The 24,309-nt window shown below is 71.5% G+C and carries 24 protein-coding genes and 1 pseudogene; 9 read left to right on the top strand and 16 right to left on the bottom strand.

Going from position 1 to position 24,309, the window contains the following annotated elements; translation table 11 throughout:
- Positions 1 to 74: 74 nt before the first annotated feature.
- Positions 75 to 341 carry a DUF2087 domain-containing protein gene (locus ACRWNP_RS28475; protein WP_431966287.1) on the top strand — a complete coding sequence of 89 codons (267 nt, stop codon included), beginning with the start codon at positions 75 to 77 and terminating at the stop codon, positions 339 to 341.
- Between the two features lie 31 nt (positions 342 to 372).
- Here ACRWNP_RS28475 and ACRWNP_RS28480 read toward each other — a convergent pair whose 3' ends face one another.
- Both ACRWNP_RS28480 and ACRWNP_RS28485 read right to left on the bottom strand, forming a co-directional pair.
- Entirely contained in the window at positions 373 to 1,041 is a 669-nt protein-coding gene (locus tag ACRWNP_RS28480; protein ID WP_431966289.1) for a hypothetical protein, read from the bottom strand.
- A 123-nt stretch (positions 1,042 to 1,164) separates the two neighbouring features.
- A complete protein-coding gene (locus ACRWNP_RS28485) occupies positions 1,165 to 1,833 on the bottom strand; it encodes a DedA family protein (RefSeq protein ID WP_431966291.1) in 669 nt (222 codons plus the stop codon).
- A 521-nt stretch (positions 1,834 to 2,354) separates the two neighbouring features.
- Between ACRWNP_RS28485 and ACRWNP_RS28490 the strand changes: the two genes are divergently transcribed.
- From ACRWNP_RS28490 to ACRWNP_RS28500, 3 genes are all read left to right on the top strand, one after another.
- Entirely contained in the window at positions 2,355 to 3,776 is a 1,422-nt protein-coding gene (locus ACRWNP_RS28490; protein ID WP_431966293.1) for a family 2B encapsulin nanocompartment shell protein, read from the top strand.
- A gap of 179 nt (positions 3,777 to 3,955) precedes the next feature.
- The gene (locus tag ACRWNP_RS28495; protein WP_431966295.1) at positions 3,956 to 4,723 is read left to right on the top strand and encodes a DUF4097 family beta strand repeat-containing protein; all 768 of its coding nucleotides are present in this window, start codon (positions 3,956 to 3,958) and stop codon (positions 4,721 to 4,723) included.
- A 90-nt stretch (positions 4,724 to 4,813) separates the two neighbouring features.
- The gene (locus tag ACRWNP_RS28500; protein WP_431966297.1) at positions 4,814 to 6,058 is read left to right on the top strand and encodes a hypothetical protein; all 1,245 of its coding nucleotides are present in this window, start codon (positions 4,814 to 4,816) and stop codon (positions 6,056 to 6,058) included.
- Between the two features lie 52 nt (positions 6,059 to 6,110).
- Here ACRWNP_RS28500 and ACRWNP_RS28505 read toward each other — a convergent pair whose 3' ends face one another.
- A complete protein-coding gene (locus ACRWNP_RS28505; protein WP_431966299.1) occupies positions 6,111 to 6,239 on the bottom strand; it encodes a hypothetical protein in 129 nt (42 codons plus the stop codon).
- Here ACRWNP_RS28505 and ACRWNP_RS28510 point away from each other — a divergent pair.
- Positions 6,211 to 6,576 (top strand): annotated as a pseudogene (locus tag ACRWNP_RS28510) (1-deoxy-D-xylulose-5-phosphate synthase N-terminal domain-containing protein); the annotation flags it as partial. The gene ACRWNP_RS28505 and the pseudogene ACRWNP_RS28510 overlap by 29 nt on opposite strands.
- A gap of 123 nt (positions 6,577 to 6,699) precedes the next feature.
- Here the strand turns inward: ACRWNP_RS28510 and ACRWNP_RS28515 are convergent.
- Positions 6,700 to 6,921 (bottom strand): FmdB family zinc ribbon protein, encoded by a 222-nt coding sequence (locus ACRWNP_RS28515; protein ID WP_431966301.1) that lies wholly within the window; start codon positions 6,919 to 6,921, stop codon positions 6,700 to 6,702.
- 20 nt (positions 6,922 to 6,941) lie between these two features.
- Entirely contained in the window at positions 6,942 to 7,601 is a 660-nt protein-coding gene (locus ACRWNP_RS28520; protein ID WP_431966303.1) for an O-methyltransferase, read from the bottom strand.
- Positions 7,602 to 7,623: 22 nt separating this feature from the next.
- Between ACRWNP_RS28520 and ACRWNP_RS28525 the strand changes: the two genes are divergently transcribed.
- Positions 7,624 to 8,268, top strand: a complete 645-nt coding sequence (locus ACRWNP_RS28525; RefSeq protein ID WP_431966305.1) for a nucleoside/nucleotide kinase family protein — start codon at positions 7,624 to 7,626, stop codon at positions 8,266 to 8,268.
- Here the strand turns inward: ACRWNP_RS28525 and ACRWNP_RS28530 are convergent.
- From ACRWNP_RS28530 to ACRWNP_RS28540, 3 genes are read right to left on the bottom strand one after another with little or no spacing between them, the layout of a single operon-like run.
- Positions 8,249 to 9,076 (bottom strand): HAD family hydrolase, encoded by an 828-nt coding sequence (locus tag ACRWNP_RS28530; protein ID WP_431966307.1) that lies wholly within the window; start codon positions 9,074 to 9,076, stop codon positions 8,249 to 8,251. The two genes, ACRWNP_RS28525 and ACRWNP_RS28530, sit on opposite strands and share 20 nt — an antisense overlap.
- The gene (locus tag ACRWNP_RS28535; protein WP_431966309.1) at positions 9,073 to 11,499 is read right to left on the bottom strand and encodes a phosphoribosyltransferase; all 2,427 of its coding nucleotides are present in this window, start codon (positions 11,497 to 11,499) and stop codon (positions 9,073 to 9,075) included. Before ACRWNP_RS28535 ends, ACRWNP_RS28530 begins: the two co-directional genes overlap by 4 nt.
- 32 nt (positions 11,500 to 11,531) lie before the next feature.
- Positions 11,532 to 12,698 carry an HpcH/HpaI aldolase/citrate lyase family protein gene (locus ACRWNP_RS28540; RefSeq protein WP_431966311.1) on the bottom strand — a complete coding sequence of 389 codons (1,167 nt, stop codon included), beginning with the start codon at positions 12,696 to 12,698 and terminating at the stop codon, positions 11,532 to 11,534.
- 226 nt (positions 12,699 to 12,924) lie between these two features.
- Here ACRWNP_RS28540 and ACRWNP_RS28545 point away from each other — a divergent pair, with 226 nt between their 5' ends.
- Positions 12,925 to 13,839 (top strand): TerD family protein, encoded by a 915-nt coding sequence (locus tag ACRWNP_RS28545; protein ID WP_431966313.1) that lies wholly within the window; start codon positions 12,925 to 12,927, stop codon positions 13,837 to 13,839.
- A 25-nt stretch (positions 13,840 to 13,864) separates the two neighbouring features.
- On the opposite strand, the gene ACRWNP_RS28550 is transcribed toward ACRWNP_RS28545, so the two are convergent.
- From ACRWNP_RS28550 to ACRWNP_RS28575, 6 genes are all read right to left on the bottom strand, one after another.
- Positions 13,865 to 14,596, bottom strand: coding sequence for a TerD family protein (locus tag ACRWNP_RS28550; RefSeq protein ID WP_431966314.1), 732 nt, complete (start codon positions 14,594 to 14,596; stop codon positions 13,865 to 13,867).
- A gap of 83 nt (positions 14,597 to 14,679) precedes the next feature.
- The gene (locus ACRWNP_RS28555; protein WP_431966315.1) at positions 14,680 to 15,822 is read right to left on the bottom strand and encodes a DUF475 domain-containing protein; all 1,143 of its coding nucleotides are present in this window, start codon (positions 15,820 to 15,822) and stop codon (positions 14,680 to 14,682) included.
- Between the two features lie 16 nt (positions 15,823 to 15,838).
- Complete coding sequence (locus tag ACRWNP_RS28560; protein WP_431966316.1) at positions 15,839 to 16,414, bottom strand: TerD family protein; 576 nt, start codon at positions 16,412 to 16,414, stop codon at positions 15,839 to 15,841.
- Positions 16,415 to 16,477: 63 nt separating this feature from the next.
- Complete coding sequence (locus tag ACRWNP_RS28565; protein ID WP_431966374.1) at positions 16,478 to 17,053, bottom strand: TerD family protein; 576 nt, start codon at positions 17,051 to 17,053, stop codon at positions 16,478 to 16,480.
- A gap of 84 nt (positions 17,054 to 17,137) precedes the next feature.
- A complete protein-coding gene (locus ACRWNP_RS28570) occupies positions 17,138 to 17,596 on the bottom strand; it encodes a peroxiredoxin (RefSeq protein ID WP_431966318.1) in 459 nt (152 codons plus the stop codon).
- Between the two features lie 138 nt (positions 17,597 to 17,734).
- Entirely contained in the window at positions 17,735 to 18,175 is a 441-nt protein-coding gene (locus ACRWNP_RS28575) for a DUF3052 domain-containing protein (RefSeq protein WP_026250565.1), read from the bottom strand.
- Between the two features lie 406 nt (positions 18,176 to 18,581).
- Here ACRWNP_RS28575 and aceE point away from each other — a divergent pair, with 406 nt between their 5' ends.
- A complete protein-coding gene (gene aceE / locus ACRWNP_RS28580) occupies positions 18,582 to 21,326 on the top strand; it encodes a pyruvate dehydrogenase (acetyl-transferring), homodimeric type (protein ID WP_431966320.1) in 2,745 nt (914 codons plus the stop codon).
- Between the two features lie 80 nt (positions 21,327 to 21,406).
- Here aceE and ACRWNP_RS28585 read toward each other — a convergent pair whose 3' ends face one another.
- Both ACRWNP_RS28585 and ACRWNP_RS28590 read right to left on the bottom strand, forming a co-directional pair.
- Positions 21,407 to 21,769 carry a peptidase inhibitor family I36 protein gene (locus ACRWNP_RS28585; protein WP_431966322.1) on the bottom strand — a complete coding sequence of 121 codons (363 nt, stop codon included), beginning with the start codon at positions 21,767 to 21,769 and terminating at the stop codon, positions 21,407 to 21,409.
- Positions 21,770 to 21,873: 104 nt separating this feature from the next.
- Positions 21,874 to 23,475, bottom strand: a complete 1,602-nt coding sequence (locus ACRWNP_RS28590; RefSeq protein WP_431966324.1) for an MFS transporter — start codon at positions 23,473 to 23,475, stop codon at positions 21,874 to 21,876.
- Between the two features lie 103 nt (positions 23,476 to 23,578).
- Here ACRWNP_RS28590 and ACRWNP_RS28595 point away from each other — a divergent pair, with 103 nt between their 5' ends.
- The gene (locus ACRWNP_RS28595; protein WP_431966326.1) at positions 23,579 to 24,262 is read left to right on the top strand and encodes a TetR/AcrR family transcriptional regulator; all 684 of its coding nucleotides are present in this window, start codon (positions 23,579 to 23,581) and stop codon (positions 24,260 to 24,262) included.
- The last annotated feature ends 47 nt before the right edge of the window (positions 24,263 to 24,309 follow it).

Raw genomic sequence — 24,309 nt, forward strand, 5'->3', positions numbered from 1 at the left:
AAATCGCGTGCCCCGGTCAGCCCCGCGTGTCACGCTGCCCGGCGGAGTGTCGTCCCGAACGTGGAGGAGTATCTGTGTCCGAGAGCGGTGCGCATGCGGTGTCGGCCCTGTTCTCGCAGGGGCGGCTCACGGTCATCCCGCGCCGGGTGGCGCGGCGTGAGCAGTTGCTGCGGCACCTGACCGAGACCCTCTTCCAGCCGGCGCGGGACTATCACGAGCGCGAGGTCAACGAGGCGCTGCGGACGGTGCACGACGACTGCGCGGCCCTGCGCCGTTACCTGGTGGAGGGCGGCTGGCTGGGGCGGTCGGCGGACGGGACCGCGTACCGCAGGAAGCGCTGAACCGCGTCCCCGCAGGGGCGCCGGGTGCTTGTCAGCGGGGTGCGCCGTCCCGCGGCTGACCGGGGGCGGCCGGGCCGGGACCGTCCGGCGCGCTCGGCCCCTCCCCCGGGGCGAGCAGCAGCACGCACACGGCGATGACCCACAGCCCGGCGAGCCCGAGGCCGATGAAGCCGGCGAACGGGATGAACATCAGCACGCCCAGGACGAAGCCCACCCATCCCAGCCAGTGCGGCAGCGGGCCGGCGTCGCCGCGGGAGACGGCCAGTCCCGCCGCGAGCAGCATCACGCCGATCCCGGCCAGGATGGGCATGAACAGGTCGCTGCCGAGGGCGTTGAGGGCCTGCAGGGCGCCGCCGCCGACCAGGGGGCGGTCGCTTGCCTCGACGAGGCTGAGGGTGAGCCCGGCGCTGATCCAGAAGCCGAGGGCGGCCATGATGCCGCCGGCGAAGGCGACCTGGGGCAGCCAGCCGGTGCGGTCGGACGCGGACAGGACGTGCCGCAGGCAGCCGGCGAAGAAGGCCAGGAAGAGCCCCGCGACGAGCAGCAGGTACAGGCCGACGCCCTGCCTGGTGTCGTGGGTGAGGTAGAACGCCCTGACCGCGACCCCGGAACTGCCGATCCCCGGGGTGTCCCCTTGGAGCGCGTAGGAGACGGCGGCGAGGAGCACGGCCGCCAGGCCGGTGAGCGGTCCGAGTCGCATCGGGGGTCTCCGATCCGTCCGTTGGCACCCCCCAGACCGGTTGCTGTCCGGACCGATGCTCTCACGGCTCGCCTGGGGCCGCCCATCGACGGGGCCCACCCGGGGCGCGGCCGGATCGGTGACTCAGTGGGCCTCGGCGACCGCGGCCCGCTCGGGCGAGGCCGCGGCCTGCGCGGGCAGCGTCACCGGGACGACCGTCTGGGCGCGGCGCTCCCGGCGGAAGACGTACGCAGCGAGGGAGCCGGAGCCGCACAGGGCGACGGCGGAGGTGGCGGTGCCGAGCCAGCCGGCGCCGAGCCACTGGCCGCCCGCGTAGCCCAGGCCCACGCTGTACGCGGCCCAGGCCAGGCCGGCCAGCGCCGACCAGGGCAGGAACTCGCGGATGCGGCGGTGCGCGGCACCGGCGGTGAGGCTGACGACGGAGCGGCCGGCGGGGGCGAAGCGGGCGAGCACGACGAGCGCGCCGCCGCCGCGGGCCAGGACGGTTCCGAGGATCTCCTGGGCGGTGGAGAGCCGGCGGGAGTGGGCCACGTGCTGGTCGATCCATTCGCCGCCGCGCCAGGCGAGGCGGTAGGCGGCCAGGTCGCCGAGGGTGGAGGCGACGGCCGCGCAGAGCAGCAGGGCGACCACGTCGAGGATGCCGTTGTCGCCGGCTGCGGTGCCCGCCGTGGCGGCCGAGATCAGCAGGACGCCGCTCGGCATCACCGGCAGGAAGACGTCGAGCACGATGAACGCGGCTACCAGGGCGTAGATCCACGGTGAATCGAACAGGGAACCTGCTCCGATGAACACCGCGTCCTCCTCTCCCGGCGAGTGCGCGGCGCCATCGGGGGGTGAGGCGGTGTCGCGCAGAAGCGGTTCCTCTGCGATCCGCTCTCAGCCGTACAGCGTACGCCAGCCATGCTCCTGCGATCCTCTCGGGGGCGCGTGACGTTTTCCTCATCTTCGATGGCGACCATCGGGAATAGCACGCGATTAACCGGGAGGGGCGACAGAACGTCCCCGGAACGTGATGTTCCATCCCCGCGCTCCGGCCGCATCATGGACATGCCACACATTCGCCGCCCCGCCACCCGGTGTCCGTCGTCGCACATGCGTACGCCCACGCTTCGGCGGGCCCCCGGCGGCCCGTAACGCAATGCTCACCCGAATGAGTGAGTGCAGGGCGCTCCACCCGATGGGTAGCTTCCGAGAGGAAAGCGGCCGAAGGCAGGGGGGACCACCGCACAGGAAACCTTGTTTCACCGTGAATTGATTTCCTTAACCACGCTTTTGTGCGCGTGGGCCATCAGGCCGCAAGGGAAGGACCATTCATGACGGTTGAGCCGGGTGTCGCACCGGGGGCGACGACGGGGAACGGCGAGTCTCAGCGGAGTCTGGGCACCGCTGCCGCGCGGAATTTGGCGACGACCACCAAATCCGCGCCGCAGATGCAGGGAATCACATCGCGGTGGCTGCTGCGGGTGCTGCCGTGGGTCGAGGCCGCCGGCGGCGCCTACCGGGTCAACCGGAGGCTCAGCTACTCGGTGGGCGACGGAAGGGTGGACTTCGTCCAGACCGGCTCCGAGGTCCGGGTGATCCCGGCGGAGCTCGGCGAACTGCCGCTGCTGCGCGGCTTCACCGACGAGGCGGTGCTGGCCGCGCTCGCCGGGCAGTTCGAGCAACGGGAGTTCGCGGCCGGCGAGACGATCGTGGCCGCCGGGCAGCCCGCCGGCCACGTCTTCCTCGTCGCCCACGGCAGGATCGACAAGCTGGCCCCGGCCAAGTGGGACGGCCAGGGCGTGATCGGCAGCATCGCCGACGGTGACCACTTCGGATCCGAGGGACTGGCCGGCCCTGAAAGCACGTGGGAGTACACCGCCAAGGCGGTCACCGCCGTCACCGCGCTCGCCCTGCCGCGCCAGGCCTTCCAGGCCGTCATGCAACAGGCCGACGGGCTGCGCGAGCACGTCGCGGGCTTCGTCACCGGCACCCAGCAGGCGCAGAACAAGTACGGCGAGAAGGCCATCGAACTGGCCTCGGGCCACGTCGGGGAACCGGACCTGCCCGGCACCTTCGTGGACTACGAACTCTCCCCGCGCGAGTACGAACTGAGCGTCGCCCAGACCGTGCTGAGGGTCCACAGCCGCGTCGCGGACCTGTACAACCAGCCCTACAACCAGGTCGAGCAGCAGGTGAAGCTGACCGTCGAGGCGCTGCGCGAACGGCAGGAGCACGAACTGGTCAACAACCAGGAGTTCGGGCTGCTGCGCAATGCCGACTACCGGCAGCGCATCACCACGCACTCCGGCCCGCCGACCCCCGACGACCTCGACGAACTGATCAGCCGGCGCCGCGACGCCCAGTACCTGCTGGCCCATCCGCGCGCCATCGCGGCCGTCGGAAGGGAGTTCAACAGCCGCGGCCTGGTACCGCACTCCATCGATTTCCACGGCCACCACCTGCCGTCGTGGCGCGGAATCCCGATCCTCCCGTGCAACAAGATCCCGATTTCCCGGGAGAACACCACCTCCATCCTGGTGATGCGCACCGGCGAGGACAACCAGGGTGTGATCGGACTGCACCAGACCGGGATCCCCGACGAGTACGAGCCGGGTCTTTCGGTGCGTTTCATGGGAATCGACGAGAAGGCGATCATCTCCTATCTCGTCAGCACCTACTATTCGGCGGCCGTCCTCGTCCCCGACGCCCTCGGCGTCCTGGAGAACGTGGAGATCGCGCGTCCCGGAGCCTAGCCACAGCGCGCACGCGGCTTCCGGGAGCGGCGGCGCGTGCTCGTGGTGAGGCGCGCGGCCCCGCCACGAGCCCGCCCGCCGGCCCGCCGAACCCCCGGGCGGGGCGGGGGTTTTCCCCACCCCGCTTCCGGTGGGCGGCCTGATTCCGGGCACATCGGACGCTCCGTAGCGTCCTGGGTATGACGAAGAGCACCCGCACGTTGAGGACCCTCGCCGCCGCCGCGGGCGTCGTGGCACTGGTCGGTACGGCGTCCGCCTGCGCGAACGCCTCCGACGACAGCGAGCCGGAGCGCAAGAGCTTCGCGCTCGACGGGAACGAACTGACCATCGACTCCTCCGACAGCAAGGTCGTGGTGAGGCCGGCCGACGTGGACGAGGTCCGCGTCACCCGGTGGTTCGACGGCTGGGCCGTGCTCGGCGACACGCCGAAGGCCACCTGGTCGATGCACGGCGGCACCCTGACCTTCCGCACCAAGTGCCAGGGCGTCGTGCAGAACTGCTCGGTGCGCCATGAGGTGCTGGTGCCGCGCGGGGTCCACCTGACGGTGGTCAACGGCGACGGCAGCGTGGAGGCGAGCGGCTTCAGCACCCCGCTGAAGCTCACCACGGGCGACGGCTCGGTCGTCGTCCGGGACGTGACCGGCCCGCTCCGGCTCTCCAGCGGCGACGGCCGGATCGACGCCGGCGGCATCGGCTCCCGCGAGGTCAGCGCCCACACCTCCGACGGCTCGGTGAAGCTGGCCTTCGACAAGGTGCCCGACCTCGTCGAGGCGACCAGCGGCGACGGCCGGGTCAGCGTCGCGCTGCCGCACCAGCGCTACAAGGTCTCCGCACGCTCCGGCGACGGGCACGTCAGCGTCGACGTCCCCCGCGACGACACCAGCGGCCACGTCGTGACGGTCCGTACGGGGGACGGCTCGGTGAGCGTGACGGAAGCCGGCCGCTGACCGCAACCGCCCGGCCCGTGTGTTCGTCCCAGCCAGGTGGGAGACTGGAGCGGACAACCACCGGCGGCGGACCTGCGGGAGAGGGCGACTGTGACGACGGCACGCTCGTGGTGGCGGCGGGGGGACAATCTGCGCGCCGACGCCCAGGCCGCGAAGGATGCCGCCGCCGAGGCGTTCTACGAGCTGGACACGGCCCAGCGCGACCTGGTGATCTCCATAGAGACCATCACCGCGGTCGACAGCTCCCCCGCCGCGCGGCGGGCGAGCGAGGACTTCCGGGCACTGGGCGAGCGCATCGACCAGGTCAGCGCCGCCTACATCGCGGCGGTCGACGCCTACGACCTGGACCGCGACGAGTTGGAGGCCGCCACCGCGGCCCGCGCCCGTGCCGAGCTCACCAAGGCGAAGGACGATCTGGTCCGGGCCAGGAAGGACCTGGACGCCTTCGCCCGGGGGATCGGCCCGCTGCTGGACAAGGCCGAGACCCAGCTCGCCCGCCTCGCCCCCGCCGTCGAACGGGCCCGGCAGGCACTGCTCGCCGCGTCCAACGCGCTGGACGCCGTACGGGCCTCGGGCCTGCGCGCGGACGACCTGGCGGCCCGGCTGGCCGCCCTCGCCCCGGAACTGACCAAGCTCAACCAGGGCGCCGGCACGCACGGCGTACAGGAGACCATCCGGCGCGCCGACGAGGTGCTGCGCACGGCCGAGGCCATCCGCACGGAGGCCGAACGGCTGCCGGAACGGGCCCGGGAGACCGACAAGCGGATCGTGTCGCTGCGTACCCGGACCCAGGCCCTGGCGACCCGCACGGAAGGCGTCGATCCCGTCCTCAGCGAGTTGCGCCGCCGCTTCAGCATGGCGTGCTGGCAGGACCTGCAGCAGGTACCGGAGCGGGCGACGGAGGCCGTCGGCCGCGCGGAGCAGAAGCTCTCGGAGGCGGCCAAGGCCCGGGACGAGCAGCGCTGGCCGGACGCGACGGCCCTGCTGGGCACGGTACGGGCGCTGCTCGACGACGCCGACGCGGCGGTGTCCGCGGCCGGGGACCGGCTGCGGCGGCTCAACGAGGTCAGCAAGGACCCACAGGGCGAGATCGAGCGCACCCGGTTCGCCGTCCGGGACGCCCAGCGGCTCGCCATGCAGGGCCGCTCGACTCCCGAGCAGCGGCACGCCCGCCCCCTCGACGAGGCCGTCGCCCGGCTCGACCGCGCCGTCGAGGGACTCCAGGGCCGGCACCCGGACTGGTGGCACTTCCTCACGGAGACCGCGGCGGTGCGCGACACGGCGGCCCGGGTCGTCGCCGCGATCCGCAAGGACCGCGCCTCCGGGCGGGCCTAGCCGACTTCACCGTCGCGCCGCGCACGCGTGCGGTGGTGTCCGGCGGTGGGCGTCATCCTGGCGTGATGATCAGCTTGCCGCGCTTGGCCGTGCCCTTCCGTTCGAGCTCGGTGAGCGCCGGGATGGCTTGCGAGAGCGGGACCGTGCGGGCGATGGGGGAGCCGCAGCGTTCCCTCCGCACTTTGCCCTTCTCCTTGCGAGACAGGGCGCGCCGCGCCTTCCTCAGCCGTTTCCCGGCCCCGCGGGCCGCTCCCCGCGCCCCAGGGCGCGAGGACACGGCACGACCGGCCCACCGCCGCCGCCCGCACCGCGACAGCCACCACCCGGCGCGGGCCGACGCCGGGGTTCACCGTCGTGCCGCACCGCGCCGCAGGACCACGCGTCCTGCCGCCGGCTGCGGCGTCGCCAAAGCAAGCCACGCCTCCACGGTGCCCGGCCGGGCCGACGGCCTGGCCAAGCGCGACCACACCGTCGCCGTCCTCGGCGACGGCGCCCTCACCGGCGGCATGGCCTGGGGCGCTGAACAACATGGCCGCCGCCAGGGACGGCCCGCTGGTCATCGTCCTCAACGACAGCGGAGCCCGGCAGTGGCCCGCGGCGGCGCCGTCCCGCCGACGGTTGTCCGGCCCCGCCGCGGCCCGTCAGCCGCAGCAGCCCCCGCCGCAGCAGCCCCCGCCGCCCGCCGCCGGGCGGGGGGCCGCCGCGGCGGCGGAAGCGGTGCCGCCGACCGCGACCGTCGACAGGAGCTTGACCGTGTCGTCGTGCCCGGCGGGGCACTCCGCGGGCGCGGCGGACTCGGCCATCGGCCGGCTCAACTCGAACGTGGTGCCGCAGGAGCGGCAGCGGTACTCGTAACGGGGCATGGGCACAGATTAACCACGGCTCACAGCTTGCGCGCCAGGGTCAGCCCGTCCGCCACGGTCAGCAGCAGCGCCTCCACGCGCCCGTCGGAGGCGACACGGTCGTTGAACGCTCGGATCCCCGCCGTGTCACCCGTGGCGCGCGGATCCACGACCCGTCCGTGGAAGAGCGTGTTGTCGGCGGCGATGATCCCGCCGGGCCGCATCCGCGGCACCAGCTCCTCCCAGTAGTTGACGTAGTTGCCCTTGTCGGCGTCGAGGTAGACGAGGTCGATCCACGGATCGCCCGGCAGCGCCCGCAGCGTGTCCAGCGCGGGTGCGATCCGCAGGTCCACGCGGTCGGCGACACCGGCCTTGGCCCAGGCGTCACGGGCGACCGCCGTCCACTCCTCGGAGATGTCGCAGGCGATGAGCCGCCCGTCCGCCGGCAGCGCCTGCGCCATGGACAGGGCGGAGAAGCCGGTGAAAGTGCCGACCTCGACGACCTGCCGGGCCCCGGTCAGCCGCACCAGGAAAGCCAGCAGCGGGCCCTGCTCGCGCGCCGACTGCATGCTCGCCGCGTCCCCGAAGCGAGCGTGGGTGATCTCGACCAGCTCCTCCTGGACGGCGTCCAGCGGCGGGTTGTGCTCGAGGACATAGGCGTACAGTTCGGGCGTGAGCTGCGGGTTCTTGGTCTCGTGCACGGCTGCTCCTTAAGGTGGCGGCATGTACGTGGATGACGTCCTCGCCCTGGTGCCCAGCATGCCAGGCAGGCGGGTGCTGCTGGGGCTGGCGGGCGCGCCCGCGGCCGGCAAGTCGACCCTGGCCCGTTCGCTGGTGGAGGGGGTCGACGCGCGGCTCGGCCCGGGCACGGCGGCGTACGTGCCGATGGACGGCTTCCACCTCTCCAACGCCCAGTTGGACCGGCTCGGACTGCGCGGCCGCAAGGGCGCGCCGGAGACCTTCGACGTGGACGGCTATGTCCATCTGCTGCGGCGGCTGCGCTCGTGGCGGGGCCGCACCGTCTACGCGCCGGACTTCGACCGGGACCTGGACGAACCGGTGGCGGCCGGGATCGCCGTGCCGCCGCAGGCCCGGCTGGTGGTGACGGAGGGGAACTACCTGGCCGACGACGGCGCCGGCTGGCACGAGGTCAGGGACCTGCTGGACGAGCTGTGGTTCGTCGAGTCCGACGCCGCGGTCCGCGAGGAGCGGCTGCTGGCCAGGCATGTGACGGGCGGTCGTACGGAGGCGGAGGCCCGGGCGTTCATCGAGGCCAGCGAACGGCCGAACGCGCTGCGCGTCGAGGCGACGCGCAGCGCGTGCACGCGGGTGGTGCGGCCGGACGGGGTCAGCGGCGCGCCACGCTGAGCATCCGGCGCAGGATCTCCTCCCCCGCCGCGACGCCGGGCAGGGTCAGCGCGTCGACGTGCGGCGCGCCCCAGCCGGTGTCGGCGAGTTCGCCGTGGCCGGGACGCCAGGCGGTGTGGGCGGCGAGCAGCAGCTCGGCGTCCAGGAGGGAGTCGCCCGCGGCGAGCACGTGGTCGGCGCCGGTGCGGCGGACGACCTCGGCCAGGGCCGCGGACTTGGTGAGCGGCTTCGGTACGGCGTAGATCTTGCGGCCTTGCAGCGAGACGGTCCAGCCGCGCTCCTCCGCCCATTCGGCGAGGTCCTTCACCCACAGCTCGGGCAGCAGCGACCGCTCGACGACCAGGTAGACGAACAGGTCCTCGGCGATGCGTTCCTTGCGCAGCCAGGACTCGTCGGCGGTGCGCGCCATGTACGCGCGGACCTCGGCCAGCGGCGCGCAGCCCTCGGCCAGGCGGCGGCGCATCTCGGCGTTCCAGTCGTGGTCGGTGTGGCCCTTGACCAGGATGTGCCCGCCGTTGGCGCAGATCGCGTACCGCGGCACGGGGCCGGGGAGGTTGATGCGCCGGTACTGCTTGCGGGTACGGGTCGTCGCCGGGACGAACTCGGCGGCGGCCGCGAGGCGCTGGATCAGCGCGGCGGCGGTCTCCGTCATGAAGGACAGCGGCCGGCCCTCGTGCACCTCGACGCACAGCAGCCGCGGCGCCTCCTCGTCCGCCATCGACAGGGCCAGGGCCGCCGACGAGTAGATGAGGGTACGGTCCAGGTCGCTGGCGACGAGGGACCTCACGATCTCCGGGCGCTGCTTCACTTGGCCTCCACCGCCTTCCCGTCGGTACCGGTCGCGCCCCGGGTGAAGCGCGGGTGGATCAGCCCGACGCACGAATACGGCAGGTCGTCCACCTCCTCCACCGGGACGCCGCGCTGCTCGGCGAGCAGCCGGATGTGCGCCAGGTCGGCTCCCGCGCCCCGCCGGGCGAGCACCCGCCAGGGCACGCGGCGCAGCAGCACCCGGGTGGTCTCGCCGACGCCCGGCTTGACCAGGTTGACGTCCCCGATCCCGTACTCCTCGCTGATCCGCTCGACCGCGGCCCAGCCCTCCCAGGTGGGCGTGCGGTCGCCGGCCTGGAGCTCCTTGACGTCGCGGGCGACCTCGTCGGTGACGGCGGTGAAGCGGGCCGAGACCTCGTCCAGGAAGAGGTTGGAGACGTCCGAGCCTGCCAGCTCCCGGTAGAACTTGGCGCCGTGGAAGTCGTCGGGGCCGATCAGATCGGCGCGCAGCACGGTGCGCGAGACCAGGCCGGAGACTGTGGAGTTCAGGCACGCGGACGGGATGAGGAAGTCGTCGCGGGTGCCGAAGGTGCGGACGCACGACCCGGGGTCGGCGAGCACCGCGATGTCCGGGTCGAAGCCCGCGAACGGGGCCACGGCGTCGGCCAGTTCGCGGGTGATGGCGCCCTTGCCGGTCCAGCCGTCCACGAACACCGCCCGTGCGGGGTCGTGGTGCTCGGCCAGCCAGCGCAGGGCGGTGGTGTCGATGCCCCGGCCGCGGACGATGGACACGGCGTAGTGCGGCAGGTCCAGGCCGTGCGCGTGCCGGGCCCAGCGGCGCATCAGGACGCCGACCGGGGTGCCCGCGCGGGCCAGCGACACCAGGACGGCGTCCGGGCCGCGTTCGGCGAGCACCAGCTCGGTCACGGCGCCGACGGCGCGGGCGATGCGGCCGGCGGAGTCCGCCAGCGCGTCCCGGAACAGCTCCTGGTACTGGGCGCTGGGCTGGTACTCCACGGGCAGCGACTCCGCGTAGTGCGCCCCGCCGCTCTGGATGGCCTCCTCGCGCTCCTCGGTCGGCGCCTCCAGTTCGACGTCGGAGAGGTCCTTCAGCAGCCAGCCGACCTCGTCGGGCGCGTACGAGGAGAACGAGGGCCCGCGCAGCGGCTCCGGGAGCGTCGGGGCGGGCGGGCGGGGTTCGTACGAGGGCACCACGGCCAGCAGGAGCCTTTCGGTATGGGCGGCGAGCTGCGCGAGCAGCCCTCCGGGGGCGTGCAGGGCGGGCGTGTCGCCCGCGCTGTCCACGACGGCGACGACGGCGTCGAAGCCGGCGCCGGCGATGTTGTACGCGTAGCGCTCGCCGGGCCCGTCGGCCGGGTCGTCGTGGCCGGGGAAGGCGATCCGGGTGCGTATCGCGTACCCCGGGTCGTCCACGGCCAGGACCGGGGAGCGGGTCGTCGTGGAGAACCGCACCTCCGCGGCGGGCAGGGACTCCTGCAGGGCCTGCGCCAGTCGCAGCGGGGCGTACATGAGCTCCTCGTTGCCGAGGACGAGGACACGGGGTGCCGGGCCGTCGCCGAGGACGCGCAGTCCCTCCGCCAGGCGTACCGCCATCGCGGGCAGCGCGGCCTCCAGCCGCGCGCGGTGCGCGGGCGTGAAGCCGTGCCGTCCGCCGTCGGGCAGTCCGGCGGGCCAGTCGAGGCGCACCCGGTGGGGTGCCACCGGGTGCGCCTCGGGCGGGAGGGCGGGCTTCGCGGTGCCGTGCGCGGCGACCAGTTCCTGCCCCCGCTCCAGGACCCCGTCCGGGAGGACGACCGTGCCCGAGGCCAGCGCGATGACGTCGACGCTCGCGCCCAGGTCCGCCGCGAACCGGGTGAGCAGTGCGCGGTCGGCCTCCGAGCGCATGTCCACCAGGGCGACCACGACATAGCGACGGCGCGGGTAGCGGGTGTGCAGCGCCCGCACCGTGTTGAGCACCGTCCGGCCGGTGGAGAACTCGTCGTCCACCAGCACCAGCGGCCCGTCCGCGGCCAGCAGGCCGGCGTCCTCGGGCAGCAGCAGGTGCGAGGTCGCGTGGCTGTGCTCCTCCTCGAAGCCGCCGACCGCCTCGACCCCGGGGACCGGGCGCCGGGTGGAGTGCAGGTACGGGGCGGTCCCGAGGCCGTCGGCCACGGCGTGCCCGAGGCCGGTCGCCGTCTCGGCGTAGCCGAGCACCACGGACCGGGCCGCCTCGGCCTCGCCCAGCAGCTCCCGCACGCGCACGCCGAGCCCGTACCCGGCGTCGTAGACGACGTGCGGACGCTGCGGCACGTGCTTGCCCAGCACATTGGAGACGAGCAGGTGCGCCCGCTTGGGGTTGCGGCGCAGGGCGAGGCCGAGCAGAGCGCTCAGGCCGTCCCCCCGCAGGGTGACGCCGAGCCGGTCGGCGACCCACTGCCCGGACCAGATGTGCTCCACTGCCATGCGTTCGGCACTCTCCCTCTCGTTGCGGTTTGTCACGACGGCACGCATGCGGAGAGCAGCTCGACGAAGCCGATCTCCTCCCGTGCCACGCCGAAGACCTCGGCGCGCCGCACGGTGCGCTCGGCCCAGGCGCGGTGCGGCTTCACCTCGTTCATCTTGTTCGTGTAGGCCGAGCGCAGCACGCCCCCGCCGCTGCGGTCCTCGTGGAGTATGTCGACGGCGTCGCTCCACTCCTCGTGGGAGACGACGCTGAGCGCGTGCACGGGCTGGACGTGCGAGGGGTGGATGCAGGTCTTGCCCTGCAGGCCGTTCGTCCGGTCCAGTTCGATCTCGCGCAGCAGTCCGTCCATGTCCCGCTGGATGAGGGCGTCGCGCAGGTCGACGGCCTCGGGGACGAAGGGGCTCTGCCGCAGCAGCGGCTTGAACATGCGCTCGGAGTGCTTGAAGTACTCCCAGACCGGGCCGGTGATCGTGAAGCCGGTGCCGTCGGCGCGCCCGAGGACGTTGACCACGTCGGCGATGACCGAGGCAACGATGCGGACGTCGTAGGCGGTCATGTCGGGCGAGCGGCGCAGCCCGTAGGCGGAGCAGAAGTCGGTGACGCCGAGCCGCAGCGCGAGGACGCGGTCGCGGTACTTGTCGACGGTGCGGGAGATGCCGTACAGCGTCTCGGTGCGGGTCTCCAGGTGGAGCAGCTGCGGGGACTCCAGGACCGGCATCGCGAACAGCCGCCGTCCGCAGGCCGCCTCGGCGGCGGCGAGGGCCTCCAGGAAGGGGACGCCGGACTCCTCGGTGAACTTGGGGAGCACGAACCCGGAGAGCAGGGACACGTCGTCGCCGAGCCGGCACACGAGGTCGGTGATCTGCTCGGGGGTGCGGACGCGTATGAACAGCAGCGGGGGGTCGCCGTCCGGGACCCGGTGGGACAGCTCGCCGAGCTGGCGGACCAGGTTCTCCTCCCCGGCCTCGACCTCCCGGTCGTCGATGGAGTCCTCCAGGCACAGCACCATCGACACGACACCGCGCGCGGCCTGCTTGAGCACGTCGTCGGCGAGCCGCGACCGGGTGGCCGGGCAGTAGAGGGTGGCGCCGAGGGCGACGGCGAGCATGCCGGCCGGTGAGGCGGCGGTGAACTCGGCGGGCTCCTGGTGGAAGAGCTCGGTCCGTACGTCCGGCGCGAGGTGCCCGAAGTGGCGCATGCTTTCCCCCGTGGCAGGTGGTGGTTGGAGAGGTGGGAAGCGTCCCCCGACGCCGTGGCCGACCATCGTACGTGCGAGCCCCCTGCGGACGTTCCCGGCGTACGTGAAAATCAGGTAACCCCCTCGAGTCCGTTACGTGCCGCCCTGTCCGCGTCTCTCCCCTCCGGCGCACCCGTGCTGTGCCCCGCGTTGTGGGCGCGGCCCCCGGGAGGGCAGGATTGCGCGCATGACGCAGTCGATGGTGAAGGGCTCCAACATCCCGGTGACGGCCTCGGGGGTGCGGGCGGTGCTCCGCTGGAGCCCGGGGGCGGGTGTGCCGGACGTCGACGCCTCGGCGCTGCTGCTGGGTGCGGACGGCCAGGTGCGCTCGGACGAGGACTTCATCTTCTACAACCAGCCCCGGCACCCGGGGGGCGCCGCCCGGCACCTGCCCAAGCGCAGCGAGCCGGCCGGACTGACGGACGCCATCGAGGTGGACCTGGCCGCGCTTGAGGCGGGTGTGGACCGGGTGGTCGTCGCGGCCTCGGCGGACGGCGGCCCGTTCGCCCTCGTCTCCGACCTGACGGTGCTGCTCTACGACACGGCCGCGGGCTCCGACGCCGAGCCGCTGGCGCTCTTCGACGTCGTCCCCGACACCGGCGACGAGTCCGCGCTGATCTGCGGCGAGCTGTACCGCAGGGCGGGCGGCTGGAAGTTCCGCGCGCTGGGGCAGGGCTACGCCTCGGGGCTGGAGGGGCTGGCCACCGAGTTCGGCATCACCGTCGAGGAGGGCGATCTCGACGAGGCGCCGCCGCCGCGGCCGGAGGGCGAGGTGGCCTCGGAGCCGCAGCCCGTGCCGCCGACCGTCGCGGTGACCGGCGAGCCGGACGCCTACACCCTGCAGGCCCCGGCGCCGGTGCCGCCGCAGCCCACCGCGCCGCCCGCCTACGGCTACCCGCAGGAGCCGCAGCCGACGGTGGCCGCCCCGGCGTACGGCTACCCGCAGGAACCGCAGCCGACCGTGGCCGCCCCGGCCTACGGCTACCCGCCGCAGCAGCCCGCGCCGACCGCGGCGGTCCCCGCTCCCGCGTACGGCTATCCGCAGCCGGTGCAGGGTTTCCGGCTGCCGCCGATGGGCCCGCAGTTCCAGGAACGCCGCTGAGCGCTCCCGGCGGGGGGCCGCGCGCTCAGACCTTGGTCTTGTAGCCGCGGCCCCACTGCAGGCCCCAGCCGTAGAGCCGGTCGAGCTCGGCCTGGAAGCCGTACACGTACTTCACCTCGCGGCGCACGGTCAGGTCGCCCTTCTTGTTCTCGATGAGCACCACCGCGCAGGAGCGGGCCTGCGGTTCGCGCTCGTCCAGCAGGATCTCGATCCGCGGGCCCGAGCTGGGGAAGATCTCCACCTTGGCGTGGGTGCGGTCGAAGGCGGGCGTGCCGTCGTAGATGTAGACGAAGACGAGCATGCGCTTGAACTCGTCGTGCTTGTCGAGGTTGATGTAGAGCGTCTCGCCGGAAGAGCCGCCGAAGCGGTCGTCGCCGGTCATCTGGATGTACGGCGGGGCGTCGAGGTCACCGAGGAAGTTGCCGAGCGGCTGGACGACGCCCTTGGTGCCGTCGGCCAGTTCGTACATGCACGCCAGGTCGAGGTCGACGTTGACCATGGCGGGGCCGGCGGCCTGCACCGGCTCCGGCTTGAACAGGTTCATCTGCCGGCTCAGCCAGGAACCGCTGCGCTGGTTCCAGCCGCCGGTGTCGGAGGTGCGCATCTGCCAGGACAGGTTGATGCGCAGGTTGCCGACCGCCGCGCCCTGCTTGGACAGCGAGACGACCTGATGCCGCCTGGTGAGCTCGATGGTGTGCGCGTTCGCCATGTCGAACTGCGCGTTGAAGCCGCCGCTCGGCCGCAGGAAGTTCCACATGCCCGTCCGTCCCCTGCACGCAGGCCGCCCCCCGCCGGGTCGGCGGGGGGCGGCGTGACCCGAATGTCGTGACGAGACGGGGGTCAGACCCCGCTCGTCACCTCCGCTTTGTCGTCCCGCTGCTCGGAGCTTTCCCCGAGACGGCGGTTTCGCACCACCGACGACCAGTAGGACGCACCGATCAGGACGACACCGATGAGGCCGGTGATGACCTCGTTGATCTCGAACTTGATGGTGACCAGGAGGATGATCGCCAGCGCGCCGATCGCGTAGTGCGCGCCGTGCTCCAGGTACACGTAGTCGTCCAGGGTGCCCTTGCGGACCAGGTAGACGGTGAGCGACCGGATGTACATCGCACCGATGCCGAGGCCGAGGGCGATGATGAAGATGTCGTTGGAGATCGCGAACGCGCCGATGACGCCGTCGAAGGAGAACGACGCGTCGATGACCTCCAGGTAGAGGAAGAGGAAGAACGCCGCCTTGCCCGCCAGGCCCACGGCCGAGGCACCGCTGCCGGCCGGCTTGCCGCCCGAGCTTATCTCCTCCAGCTCGGCGTCGGCCTCGTCGGCCTCGTCCTCCAGCCGGTCCTCGAAGTAGCTCGAGATGCCGCCGACGACGAGGTAGGTGACGAGGCCGCCGATGCCGGCGAGCAGCACCGTGGAGGACTTGTCGCCGCCGCCGTGCGAGACCTCGGTGGCGAGGGTGGTGGCGGTGATCAGCAGCGCCACCAGGGCGACGACCACGGAGAGCGTGTCGAGCTTGCCGAGCTTGGAGAGCGGCTTCTCCAGCCAGGCGAGCCACTTGTGCTCACGCTCCTCGAAGATGAAGTCGAGGAAGATCATCAACAGGAACATCCCGCCGAACGCGGCGATCGCCGGGTGCGCGGAGGTGACGAGATGCTCGTACTGGTCCTTGTTGTTGATCGCCAGGTCGATGGCCTCGATGGGCCCGATCTTCGCCGTGATCGACACGATGATGATCGGGAACACGAGGCGCATGCCGAACACGGCGATCAGAATGCCGATGGTGAGGAAGATCTTCTGCCAGAAGGCGTTCATCTTCCGCAGGATCCCGGCGTTGATCACCGCGTTGTCGAAGGAGAGCGAGATCTCCAGCACCGACAGGATGGCGACGAGGGCAAGCCCCTCCGCACCCCACAGGAAACCGGCGAGGGCCAGGCCGGCGGCGGTGACACCGAACGACCAGCCGAAAGTTCGGAGGAGCACTGGATATCCAATCCCTTTACGAAACGTTGACCCCAAAGTCTAGGGCGATGCCCCGGAGCCCTGATGCATACCCCTGGCCAACGGCTCGGAACTTCCATTCGCCGCCGTACCGGTACAGCTCTCCGAAGATCATCGCCGTTTCGCTGGAGGCGTCCTCGGAGAGGTCGTAGCGCGCCAGTTCACTCTGGTCGGTCTGGTTGACCACCCGGATGAAGGCGTTGCTGACCTGGCCGAAGGTCTGACCCCGGGCGTCGGCGTCGTAGATGGAGACCGGGAAGACGATCTTGTCGACCCGCTCGGGCACGGCGGACAGGTCCACCAGCAGGACCTCGTCGTCGCCGTCGCCGTCACCGGTCAGGTTGTCGCCGGTGTGCTCGACCGAGCCCTCCGGGCTCTTGAGGTTGTTGTAGAAGACGAAGTACTCGTCACCCAGCACCCGGCCCGAGGCGCACAGCAGCGCGCTGGCGTCCAGGTCGAAGGGCGCCCCGGTGGTGGAGCGCGCGTCCCAGCCGAGCCCGATCAGCACGCTGGTCAGATTGGGTGCGGCCTTGGTGAGGGAGACGTTGCCCCCCTTGGCGAGCGTCACGCCCATGCTGTTCTCCTCCCCCGCGGGGGCTCGCGGCCCGCCGGACGCGGACCGCGAGACCCCGGCGAATCAGACGTTGACGCCGAAGTCCTGCGCGATGCCGCGCAGCCCGGACGCGTATCCCTGGCCGATGGCCCGGAACTTCCACTCCGCACCGTGCCGGTACAGCTCCCCGAAGACCATCGCCGTCTCGGTCGAGGCGTCCTCGGTGAGGTCGTAGCGGGCCAGTTCCTTGTTGTCGGCCTGGTTGACGACGCGGATGAACGCGTTGCGGACCTGGCCGAACGACTGCTGACGGGTCTCGGCGTCGTAGATCGACACCGGGAAGACGATCTTGGCGACATCGGCCGGCACGCCGGCCAGGTTCACCTTGATCTGCTCGTCGTCCCCCTCGCCCTCACCGGTGATGTTGTCACCGGTGTGCTCCACGGAGCCGTCGGGGCTCCTGAGGTTGTTGAAGAAGACGAAGTGCTGGTCCGAGAGGACCTTGCCCTCGGTGCCCGTGAGCAGGGCGCTGGCGTCGAGGTCGAAGTCCGCGCCCGTGGTGGTGCGGGCGTCCCAGCCGAGGCCGACGATGACGGCCGTGAGGTTGGGGGCCTCCTTCGTCAGCGATACGTTGCCACCCTTGCTGAGGCTGACTCCCACGAGTCCTCCCATGTCATCGCGTGCTGCTTGTCTCGAGGTCGCACCAGGATCAACGCCCTGAGGTTAGTACCCGGTTCCCCGGGACTACAGGGCTTCGAGCGCCTTGACGTACTCGTTCAGGTCACGGGCGTCCGGCAGGCCGTTGACGACGGTCCAGCGGATCACGCCCTCCTTGTCGATGACGAAGGTGCCGCGCACCGCGCAGCCCTTGTCCTCGGCGAAGACGCCGTAGGCCCGGGAGACCTCGCCGTGCGGCCAGAAGTCGGACAGCAGCGGGTACTCCAGGCCCTCCTGGTCGGAGAAGACGCGCTGGGTGTGCATCGAGTCGTTGGAGACCGCGAGCAGTTGGACCTCGTCGTTCTGGAACGCCGGGAGCTCGTCGCGGAGCGCGCACAGCTCGCTCGTGCAGACCCCCGTGAAGGCGAAGGGGAAGAAGAGCAGCACGACGTTCTTCGAGCCCGTGAAGTCGGACAGCCGCACGGTCCGGCCGTGCTGGTCCCTGAGCGCGAAGTCGGGGGCCTTCTCTCCTACGGCGAGCGCCATGGTGGACACACCTCTCCGGTGACGGTGACGGGGCCCGCGGCCGGGCCCCGCGGCCCAGTCTCGCACCGCCCCGCCGGCGAAATGCGAGGCGCCCCCGCGACGCTGGGTCACGGGGGCGCGGTGCCGGTCAGGAACGCCTCAGCGCTTGCCGGCCTTCGCCGTCTTGGGGGTCACCAGACGACTGGCGGTCCAGTCCTTGGAGACGTTGACACTACTGGTCTGAGCCAGGCCCGCAGTCTGCGCGGCCTCTCCGATGTCACTCGGCTCGACGTGCCCGTCACGGCCGGTCTTCGGGGTCATGAGCCAGATCTGGGCGCCCTCGTCGATGGCGGACGTGGCGTCGACCAGGGCGTCGGTCAGATCGCCGTCATCATCACGGAACCACAGGATGACGCCGTCGGCGACGTCGTCATACTCCTCGTCCGCGAGCTCTTCGCCCGTGATCCCCTCAATACCCTCACGGAGCTCGTGATCGACGTCGTCGTCGTAGCCGAGCTCCTGGACCACCTGTCCGGGCTCAAAACCAAGCCGGCTCGCCGGGTTGGTTTGCTCCTCCGCGTGGCCCGCGGTCGCGCTCACGCTCTGCCTCCTGTCATGGGGGTTGTCTTCCCGCTCCTGTGCGGGGTTATGGGCGGTAGTCCACACGGGCGCGGCGGTTCGCGCAAGTACCCAGCCGCCCATCCCGCCCAAACGTTGACGTGTCACCGCAACCCGAACCGTGAGGGGTGACGTGGCTCACTCCACTATGCCAGGATTTCTCCCGAATCGGGGCCGCGGTCGGTCGTACGTCCGAGTGGGCGTAGAGTTGCGGTTTGGTCGGACGGCCACCGGACAGCCATGCGAGAGCCTCAAGAGGGTCTGGAAGAGGGGTCTGTCTCACTTAGTGGTGGTTACCACTCAGTAGAGATGACGTATCCCGAACGCGCGGTACACGATGGAGGCGGCGCGACCCAGCAGAGCAAGACCCTAGAAGCGAAGGAATAGCGTGGCTTCCGGATCAGATCGCAACCCGATCATCATTGGCGGCCTTCCCAGCCAGGTCCCGGATTTCGATCCCGAGGAGACGGCGGAATGGCTCGACTCGCTTGACGCCGCCATCGACGAGCGCGGACGCGAGCGCGCCCGCTACCTCATGCTCCGCCTGATCGAGCGTGCCCGCGAGCGGCGGGTTGCCGTGCCCGAGATGCGCAGCACGGATTACGTCAACACCATCGCGACCAAGGACGAGCCGTTCTTCCCCGGCAACGAGGACATCGAGCGGCGCATCCTCAACGCGACCCGCTGGAACGCCGCGGTCATGGTGTCCCGGGCGCAGCGGCCGGGTATCGGCGTCGGCGGGCACATCGCCACCTTCGCTTCCTCGGCCTCCCTCTACGACGTGGGCTTCAACCACTTCTTCCGGGGCAAGGACGACGGCAAGGGCGGGGACCAGATCTTCTTCCAGGGCCATGCCTCCCCCGGCGTGTACGCCCGGGCCTTCCTGCTGGACCGGCTCTCCGAGACCCAGCTCGACGCGTTCCGCCAGGAGAAGTCCAAGGCGCCGTACGGCCTGTCGAGTTACCCGCACCCGCGGCTCATGCCGGACTTCTGGGAGTTCCCGACCGTGTCCATGGGCCTCGGCCCGCTGGGCGCGATCTACCAGGCCCGGATGAACCGCTACCTGCAGGCGCGCGGCATCGCCGACACCGAGCAGTCGCACGTGTGGGCCTTCCTCGGCGACGGCGAGATGGACGAGCCGGAGTCGCTCGGCCAGCTGTCCCTGGCCGCCCGTGAGGGCCTGGACAACCTCACCTTCGTCGTCAACTGCAACCTGCAGCGGCTCGACGGCCCGGTGCGCGGCAACGGCAAGATCATCCAGGAGCTGGAGTCGCAGTTCCGCGGCGCCGGCTGGAACGTCATCAAGCTGATCTGGGACCGCACCTGGGACCCGCTGCTGGCGCAGGACCGCGACGGCGTGCTGGTGAACAAGCTCAACACCACGCCCGACGGCCAGTTCCAGACCTACGCCACCGAGACCGGCGCGTACATCCGCGACCACTTCTTCGGTGACGACCACCGGCTGCGCAAGATGGTCGACGGCCTCACCGACGACCAGATCCTGCACCTGGGCCGCGGCGGCCACGACCACCGCAAGATCTACGCGGCGTACAAGGCCGCCCGCGAGCACAAGGGCCAGCCGACCGTGATCCTGGCCCAGACCGTCAAGGGCTGGACGCTCGGCCCGAACTTCGAGGGCCGCAACGCGACCCACCAGATGAAGAAGCTGACGGTCGACGACCTCAAGCGCTTCCGCGACCGGCTGCACCTGCCGATCGCGGACAAGGAGCTGGAGTCCGGCGCCCCGCCGTACTACCACCCGGGCCGGAACTCCGAAGAGATCCAGTACATGCACGACCGGCGCAAGGGCCTGGGCGGCTACGTCCCGACCCGCGTCGTGCGGGCCAGGCCGCTGGCGCTGCCGGACGACAAGGCCTACGCGGGCACCCGCAAGGGCTCCGGCCACCAGACGATCGCCACCACGATGGCCTTCGTCCGGCTGCTGAAGGACCTCATGCGGGACAAGGAGATCGGCAAGCGCTTCGTGCCGATCGCCCCCGACGAGTACCGCACCTTCGGCATGGACTCGCTCTTCCCGTCGGCCAAGATCTACAACCCGCTGGGCCAGACCTACGAGTCGGTCGACCGCGAGCTGCTGCTGGCCTACAAGGAGTCCCCGACCGGCCAGATGCTGCACGACGGCATCTCCGAGGCGGGCTGCACGGCCTCGCTGATCGCCGCAGGGTCCTCCTACGCGACCCACGGCGAGCCGCTGATCCCGGTCTACGTCTTCTACTCGATGTTCGGTTTCCAGCGGACCGGCGACCAGTTCTGGCAGATGGCCGACCAGCTGGCGCGCGGCTTCGTGCTGGGCGCCACGGCGGGCCGCACCACCCTCACCGGTGAGGGCCTGCAGCACGCCGACGGTCACTCGCACCTGCTGGCCTCGACCAACCCGGCCGTCGTCGCGTACGACCCCGCGTTCGGCTTCGAGATCGCGCACATCGTCAAGGACGGCCTGCGCCGCATGTACGGCGAGCCCGCCGACGGCGAGGACCCGAACGTGTTCTACTACCTCACCGTCTACAACGAGCCGATCGTCCAGCCGGCCGAGCCGGAGGGCGTGGACGTCGAGGGCATCCTCAAGGGCCTGTACCGCTACCGGGCCGCCGAGGCGGGCGCGATCCCGGCGCAGATCCTGGCGTCCGGCGTGGCCGTGCCGTGGGCGCTGGAGGCGCAGCGGATCCTCGCCGAGGAGTGGAACGTCCGGGCCGACGTGTGGTCCGCGACCTCCTGGAACGAGCTGCGGCGCGACGCCGTGGAGGCGGAGGAGCACAACCTGCTCCACCCGGAGGAGGAGCAGCGCGTCCCGTACGTGACGCAGAAGCTCAGCGGCTCAGAGGGCCCGTTCGTGGCCGTCTCGGACTGGATGCGGGCCGTCCCGGACCAGATCTCCCGCTGGGTGCCGGGCACCTGGCAGTCGCTCGGTGCCGACGGCTTCGGCTTCGCCGACACCCGTGGCGCGGCGCGCCGGTTCTTCCACATCGACGCCCAGTCGGTGGTCCTCGGCGTGCTCACCGAGCTCGCCAAGGAGGGGAAGATCGACCGCTCCGTGCTGAAGCAGGCGATCGACCGGTACCAGCTGCTCGACGTCGCCGCCGCCGACCCCGGCGCCGCGGGCGGCGACGCGTAACACCGTCGTCCCGACCGGGCCCCCGCCGCGCGACCGCGCGACGGGGGCCCCGGCCTTTCCCGGCTCCCCGCGGGCTCGTGTCACTGGTCGACGATCTGGAAGGCGCGGATCGTGTGCCGGGATTCCGGGACCCATGTGCCGGACGGGAACGTCACGAAGTCGCCCTCGGTGGAGCACTCGGCGCTCTGGTAGGTCGTCACGAGCTTGCGGGTCCGGTTGACGAACGACTTCGCGGACGTCCCCGGCGGCAGCGGCACGCAGGAGTTGACGTCGGTGTCGGCGAGCTCGTGGATCAGGCGTGCCCCGCGGTAGTCCGGCCTGCCCCACAGGCACAGCTCCCCGGGGTCGCAGCGGCCGGCGGGGACGGCCGCCGCGGACGGGGCCGGAGCGGCCAGGACCGCGGCGGCCGCGGTCAGGGCAAGGGTCAGGGCTGCGTTGCGCATGTGGATCACTCCCCCGTGATGGTCGGAGCTCCACGGTGAACGGCGAGGCCCGGGGCCGCCAAGGGCCCCGGGCCTCGTTCACCCGGATAGGGAATCGTCCGGCGTCAGATGTGCACCCCGCCGCCGGCGGCGTCCGCGTTGACGCCGCGCTTGGTCAGGAGGGCGATGCCCGCCGCGAAGGCGGCCACGATGCCGGCGACGGTGAAGGCCAGGCCCATCCCCGAGAGGAAGGTCTCGTTGGTGACCTTCGTGATCAGTGCCACGACCTGGGCCGGGGTCTCCTTGGCGACGGGCGGCACACCGACGACGACCGCGTCCGCGGCCTGCGCGGCCGGCTCGCCCTTCAGCGGGGGCAGCCCGGCGGCGGCCCACTTCTCGGGCAGGACGCTGTCCACCCGCGAGGCCATGATCGTGCCCAGGACGGCGGTGCCGAGGCTGCCGCCGACCTGCATCGCGGAGCCCTGGAGGCCGCCGGCCACGCCGGACAGCTCCAGCGGGGCGTTGCCGACGATGACGTCGGTGGCGCCGACCATCACGGGGGCCAGGCCGAGGCCCAGCAGCGCGAACCAGAGGGACATGACGGCGGTGCCGGAGTCGGCCTCCAGGCCGGTCATGCCGAACATGGCGACCGCCGTGCACACCATGCCGCCGACCAGCGGCACCCGGGGACCGAACTTGGTGATCAGCGCGCCTGCGACGGGCGAGCTGACGATCATCATCGCGGTGAGCGGCAGCAGGTGGACACCGCACTCGACCGCCGACATGCCGTGGACGTTCTGCAGGTAGAAGGTGACGAAGAACAGGCCGCCCAGGAAGGCGAAGGCCATCAGCACCATCAGCGCGGTGCCCGCGGACAGCGGCACCGAGCGGAACATCCGCAGCGGGATCAGCGGCTCGGAGGCCTTGGTCTCCCAGAACGCGAACAGGACGAACAGCAGCACCGATCCGACCAGGAAACCCAGGGTCAGCGGGTCGCCCCAGCCCCACTCCGGGGCCTTGATCAGGCCCCACACCAGGCCGAACATCGCGCCGGAGAGCAGCACGATGCCGGGGATGTCGAAGGACCGCGGGGCGTTGTCGGCGCGCACGTCCTTGAGAATGACCAGGCCCATGACCAGCGCGACCAGACCCACGGGCACGTTGATGAAGAAGACCGACTCCCAATTGACGTGCTCGACGAGCAGACCGCCCGCGATCGGCCCGGCGGCGGTGGAGGCACCGATGACCATGCCCCAGATGCCGATGGCCATGTTGAGCTTCTCGGCCGGGAAGGTGGCGCGCAGCAGGCCGAGCGCGGCGGGCTGCAGGAGCGCGCCGAACACGCCCTGCAGGACGCGGAGCGTGATCACCATGCCGACACCGCTGGACACGCCGATCAGGCCGGAGGTGAGGGCGAAGCCGGCGAGGCCGACGAGGAAGGTCTGCCGGTGCCCGAACCGGTCGCCGAGCTTGCCCGCGGTGATCAGCGAGACCGCCAGGGCCAGCATGTACCCGGTGGTGATCCACTGGATCTGCTCGCGGGAGGCACCGAGGTCGGCCTGGATGGCCGGGTTGGCGACGGCGACGATCGTGCCGTCCAGCGCCACCACCATGACGCCGATGGCGACCGAGAACAGGGTCAGCCAGGGGTGGCCGCGCAGGGGCTTCTTGGAGGGCGCCGGTATCTGGTCCGGGCCCTTGCCGGTGACGACGGAGGCTTGGGTCATGGGCAAGAGATTATGTCAGCGCCTGACATTTGACCAAAGCAGTCATCCGTCGTAACTGTCAGGAGCACGGAAGTATGGTGGGGCCCCTGGAGGTGGACGGCAGATGAAGCACGCGATGCGCGCGACGCCCGTGTGCGGACTGCGCGAACGCAAGAAGCAGCGGACGCGCGACGCGCTCATACGGGCCGCGATCGAGCTCTTCGTCGTCAAGGGGTACGAGCGCACGACCGTCGACGAGATCGCGGCCGGGGTCGAGGTCTCCCAGCGCACCTTCTTCCGCTACTTCGCGGGCAAGGAGGAGGTCGCGCTCGCGCTGGAGGACAGCGTCGAGGAGGCCTTCGTCGACGCGGTGGCCGAGCGGCCGGCCGGCGAACCGCCCTTCGAGGCGCTGCGCGCGGCGCTGGACGAGTCCTGGCACAGCATCAGCGCGGTCATCGCCGCCGTCGTGCCACTGTCCACCTACATGGCGATGTACCGGGTGATCGAGTCCACGCCGACGCTGCTGTCCGCCCAGATGCGCCACTCGGCGCTCGTCGAGGAACGGCTCGCCTCGGTCATCGCCGCCCGCGAGGGCCTGGACCCGGCCGACCCGCGGCCGCGGGTGCTCGTGGCGGCCGTCGGCGGGGTCATCCGGGTGGCCCAACGCCTGTGGGGCGACGGCGACGAGACCAGCGTGGAGTCCATCCGCCGGATCACCGAGGACCACCTGAACCTGCTGGTCCCGGTCCTCGCACAGCCGTGGGACGAACACCCGGGTGTGTCCGGAATCTCCTTGTTCCAAACGTGACTTGAGTCACGGCGCGCCCGGGTGATCTCCAGCGTCTCCTAGGGTGT

The organism is Actinacidiphila sp. bgisy160 (genome assembly GCF_965342435.1).
GTDB lineage: Bacteria > Actinomycetota > Actinomycetes > Streptomycetales > Streptomycetaceae > Actinacidiphila.

What these genes read in the sequence shown, in the direction of transcription:
- ACRWNP_RS28525 (WP_431966305.1), top strand. Translation starts at nt 7,624, where the DNA reads ATGTACGTGGATGACGTCCTCGCCCTGGTGCCCAGCATGCCAGGCAGG.
- ACRWNP_RS28495 (WP_431966295.1), top strand. Translation starts at nt 3,956, where the DNA reads ATGACGAAGAGCACCCGCACGTTGAGGACCCTCGCCGCCGCCGCGGGC.
- ACRWNP_RS28535 (WP_431966309.1), bottom strand. Translation starts at nt 11,499, where the DNA reads ATGGCAGTGGAGCACATCTGGTCCGGGCAGTGGGTCGCCGACCGGCTC.
- ACRWNP_RS28585 (WP_431966322.1), bottom strand. Translation starts at nt 21,769, where the DNA reads ATGCGCAACGCAGCCCTGACCCTTGCCCTGACCGCGGCCGCCGCGGTC.
- ACRWNP_RS28540 (WP_431966311.1), bottom strand. Translation starts at nt 12,698, where the DNA reads ATGCGCCACTTCGGGCACCTCGCGCCGGACGTACGGACCGAGCTCTTC.
- ACRWNP_RS28560 (WP_431966316.1), bottom strand. Translation starts at nt 16,414, where the DNA reads ATGGGCGTGACGCTCGCCAAGGGGGGCAACGTCTCCCTCACCAAGGCC.
- ACRWNP_RS28515 (WP_431966301.1), bottom strand. Translation starts at nt 6,921, where the DNA reads ATGCCCCGTTACGAGTACCGCTGCCGCTCCTGCGGCACCACGTTCGAG.
- ACRWNP_RS28590 (WP_431966324.1), bottom strand. Translation starts at nt 23,475, where the DNA reads ATGACCCAAGCCTCCGTCGTCACCGGCAAGGGCCCGGACCAGATACCG.
- ACRWNP_RS28490 (WP_431966293.1), top strand. Translation starts at nt 2,355, where the DNA reads ATGACGGTTGAGCCGGGTGTCGCACCGGGGGCGACGACGGGGAACGGC.
- ACRWNP_RS28570 (WP_431966318.1), bottom strand. Translation starts at nt 17,596, where the DNA reads ATGGCGCTCGCCGTAGGAGAGAAGGCCCCCGACTTCGCGCTCAGGGAC.
- ACRWNP_RS28480 (WP_431966289.1), bottom strand. Translation starts at nt 1,041, where the DNA reads ATGCGACTCGGACCGCTCACCGGCCTGGCGGCCGTGCTCCTCGCCGCC.
- ACRWNP_RS28545 (WP_431966313.1), top strand. Translation starts at nt 12,925, where the DNA reads ATGACGCAGTCGATGGTGAAGGGCTCCAACATCCCGGTGACGGCCTCG.
- ACRWNP_RS28595 (WP_431966326.1), top strand. Translation starts at nt 23,579, where the DNA reads ATGAAGCACGCGATGCGCGCGACGCCCGTGTGCGGACTGCGCGAACGC.
- ACRWNP_RS28550 (WP_431966314.1), bottom strand. Translation starts at nt 14,596, where the DNA reads ATGTGGAACTTCCTGCGGCCGAGCGGCGGCTTCAACGCGCAGTTCGAC.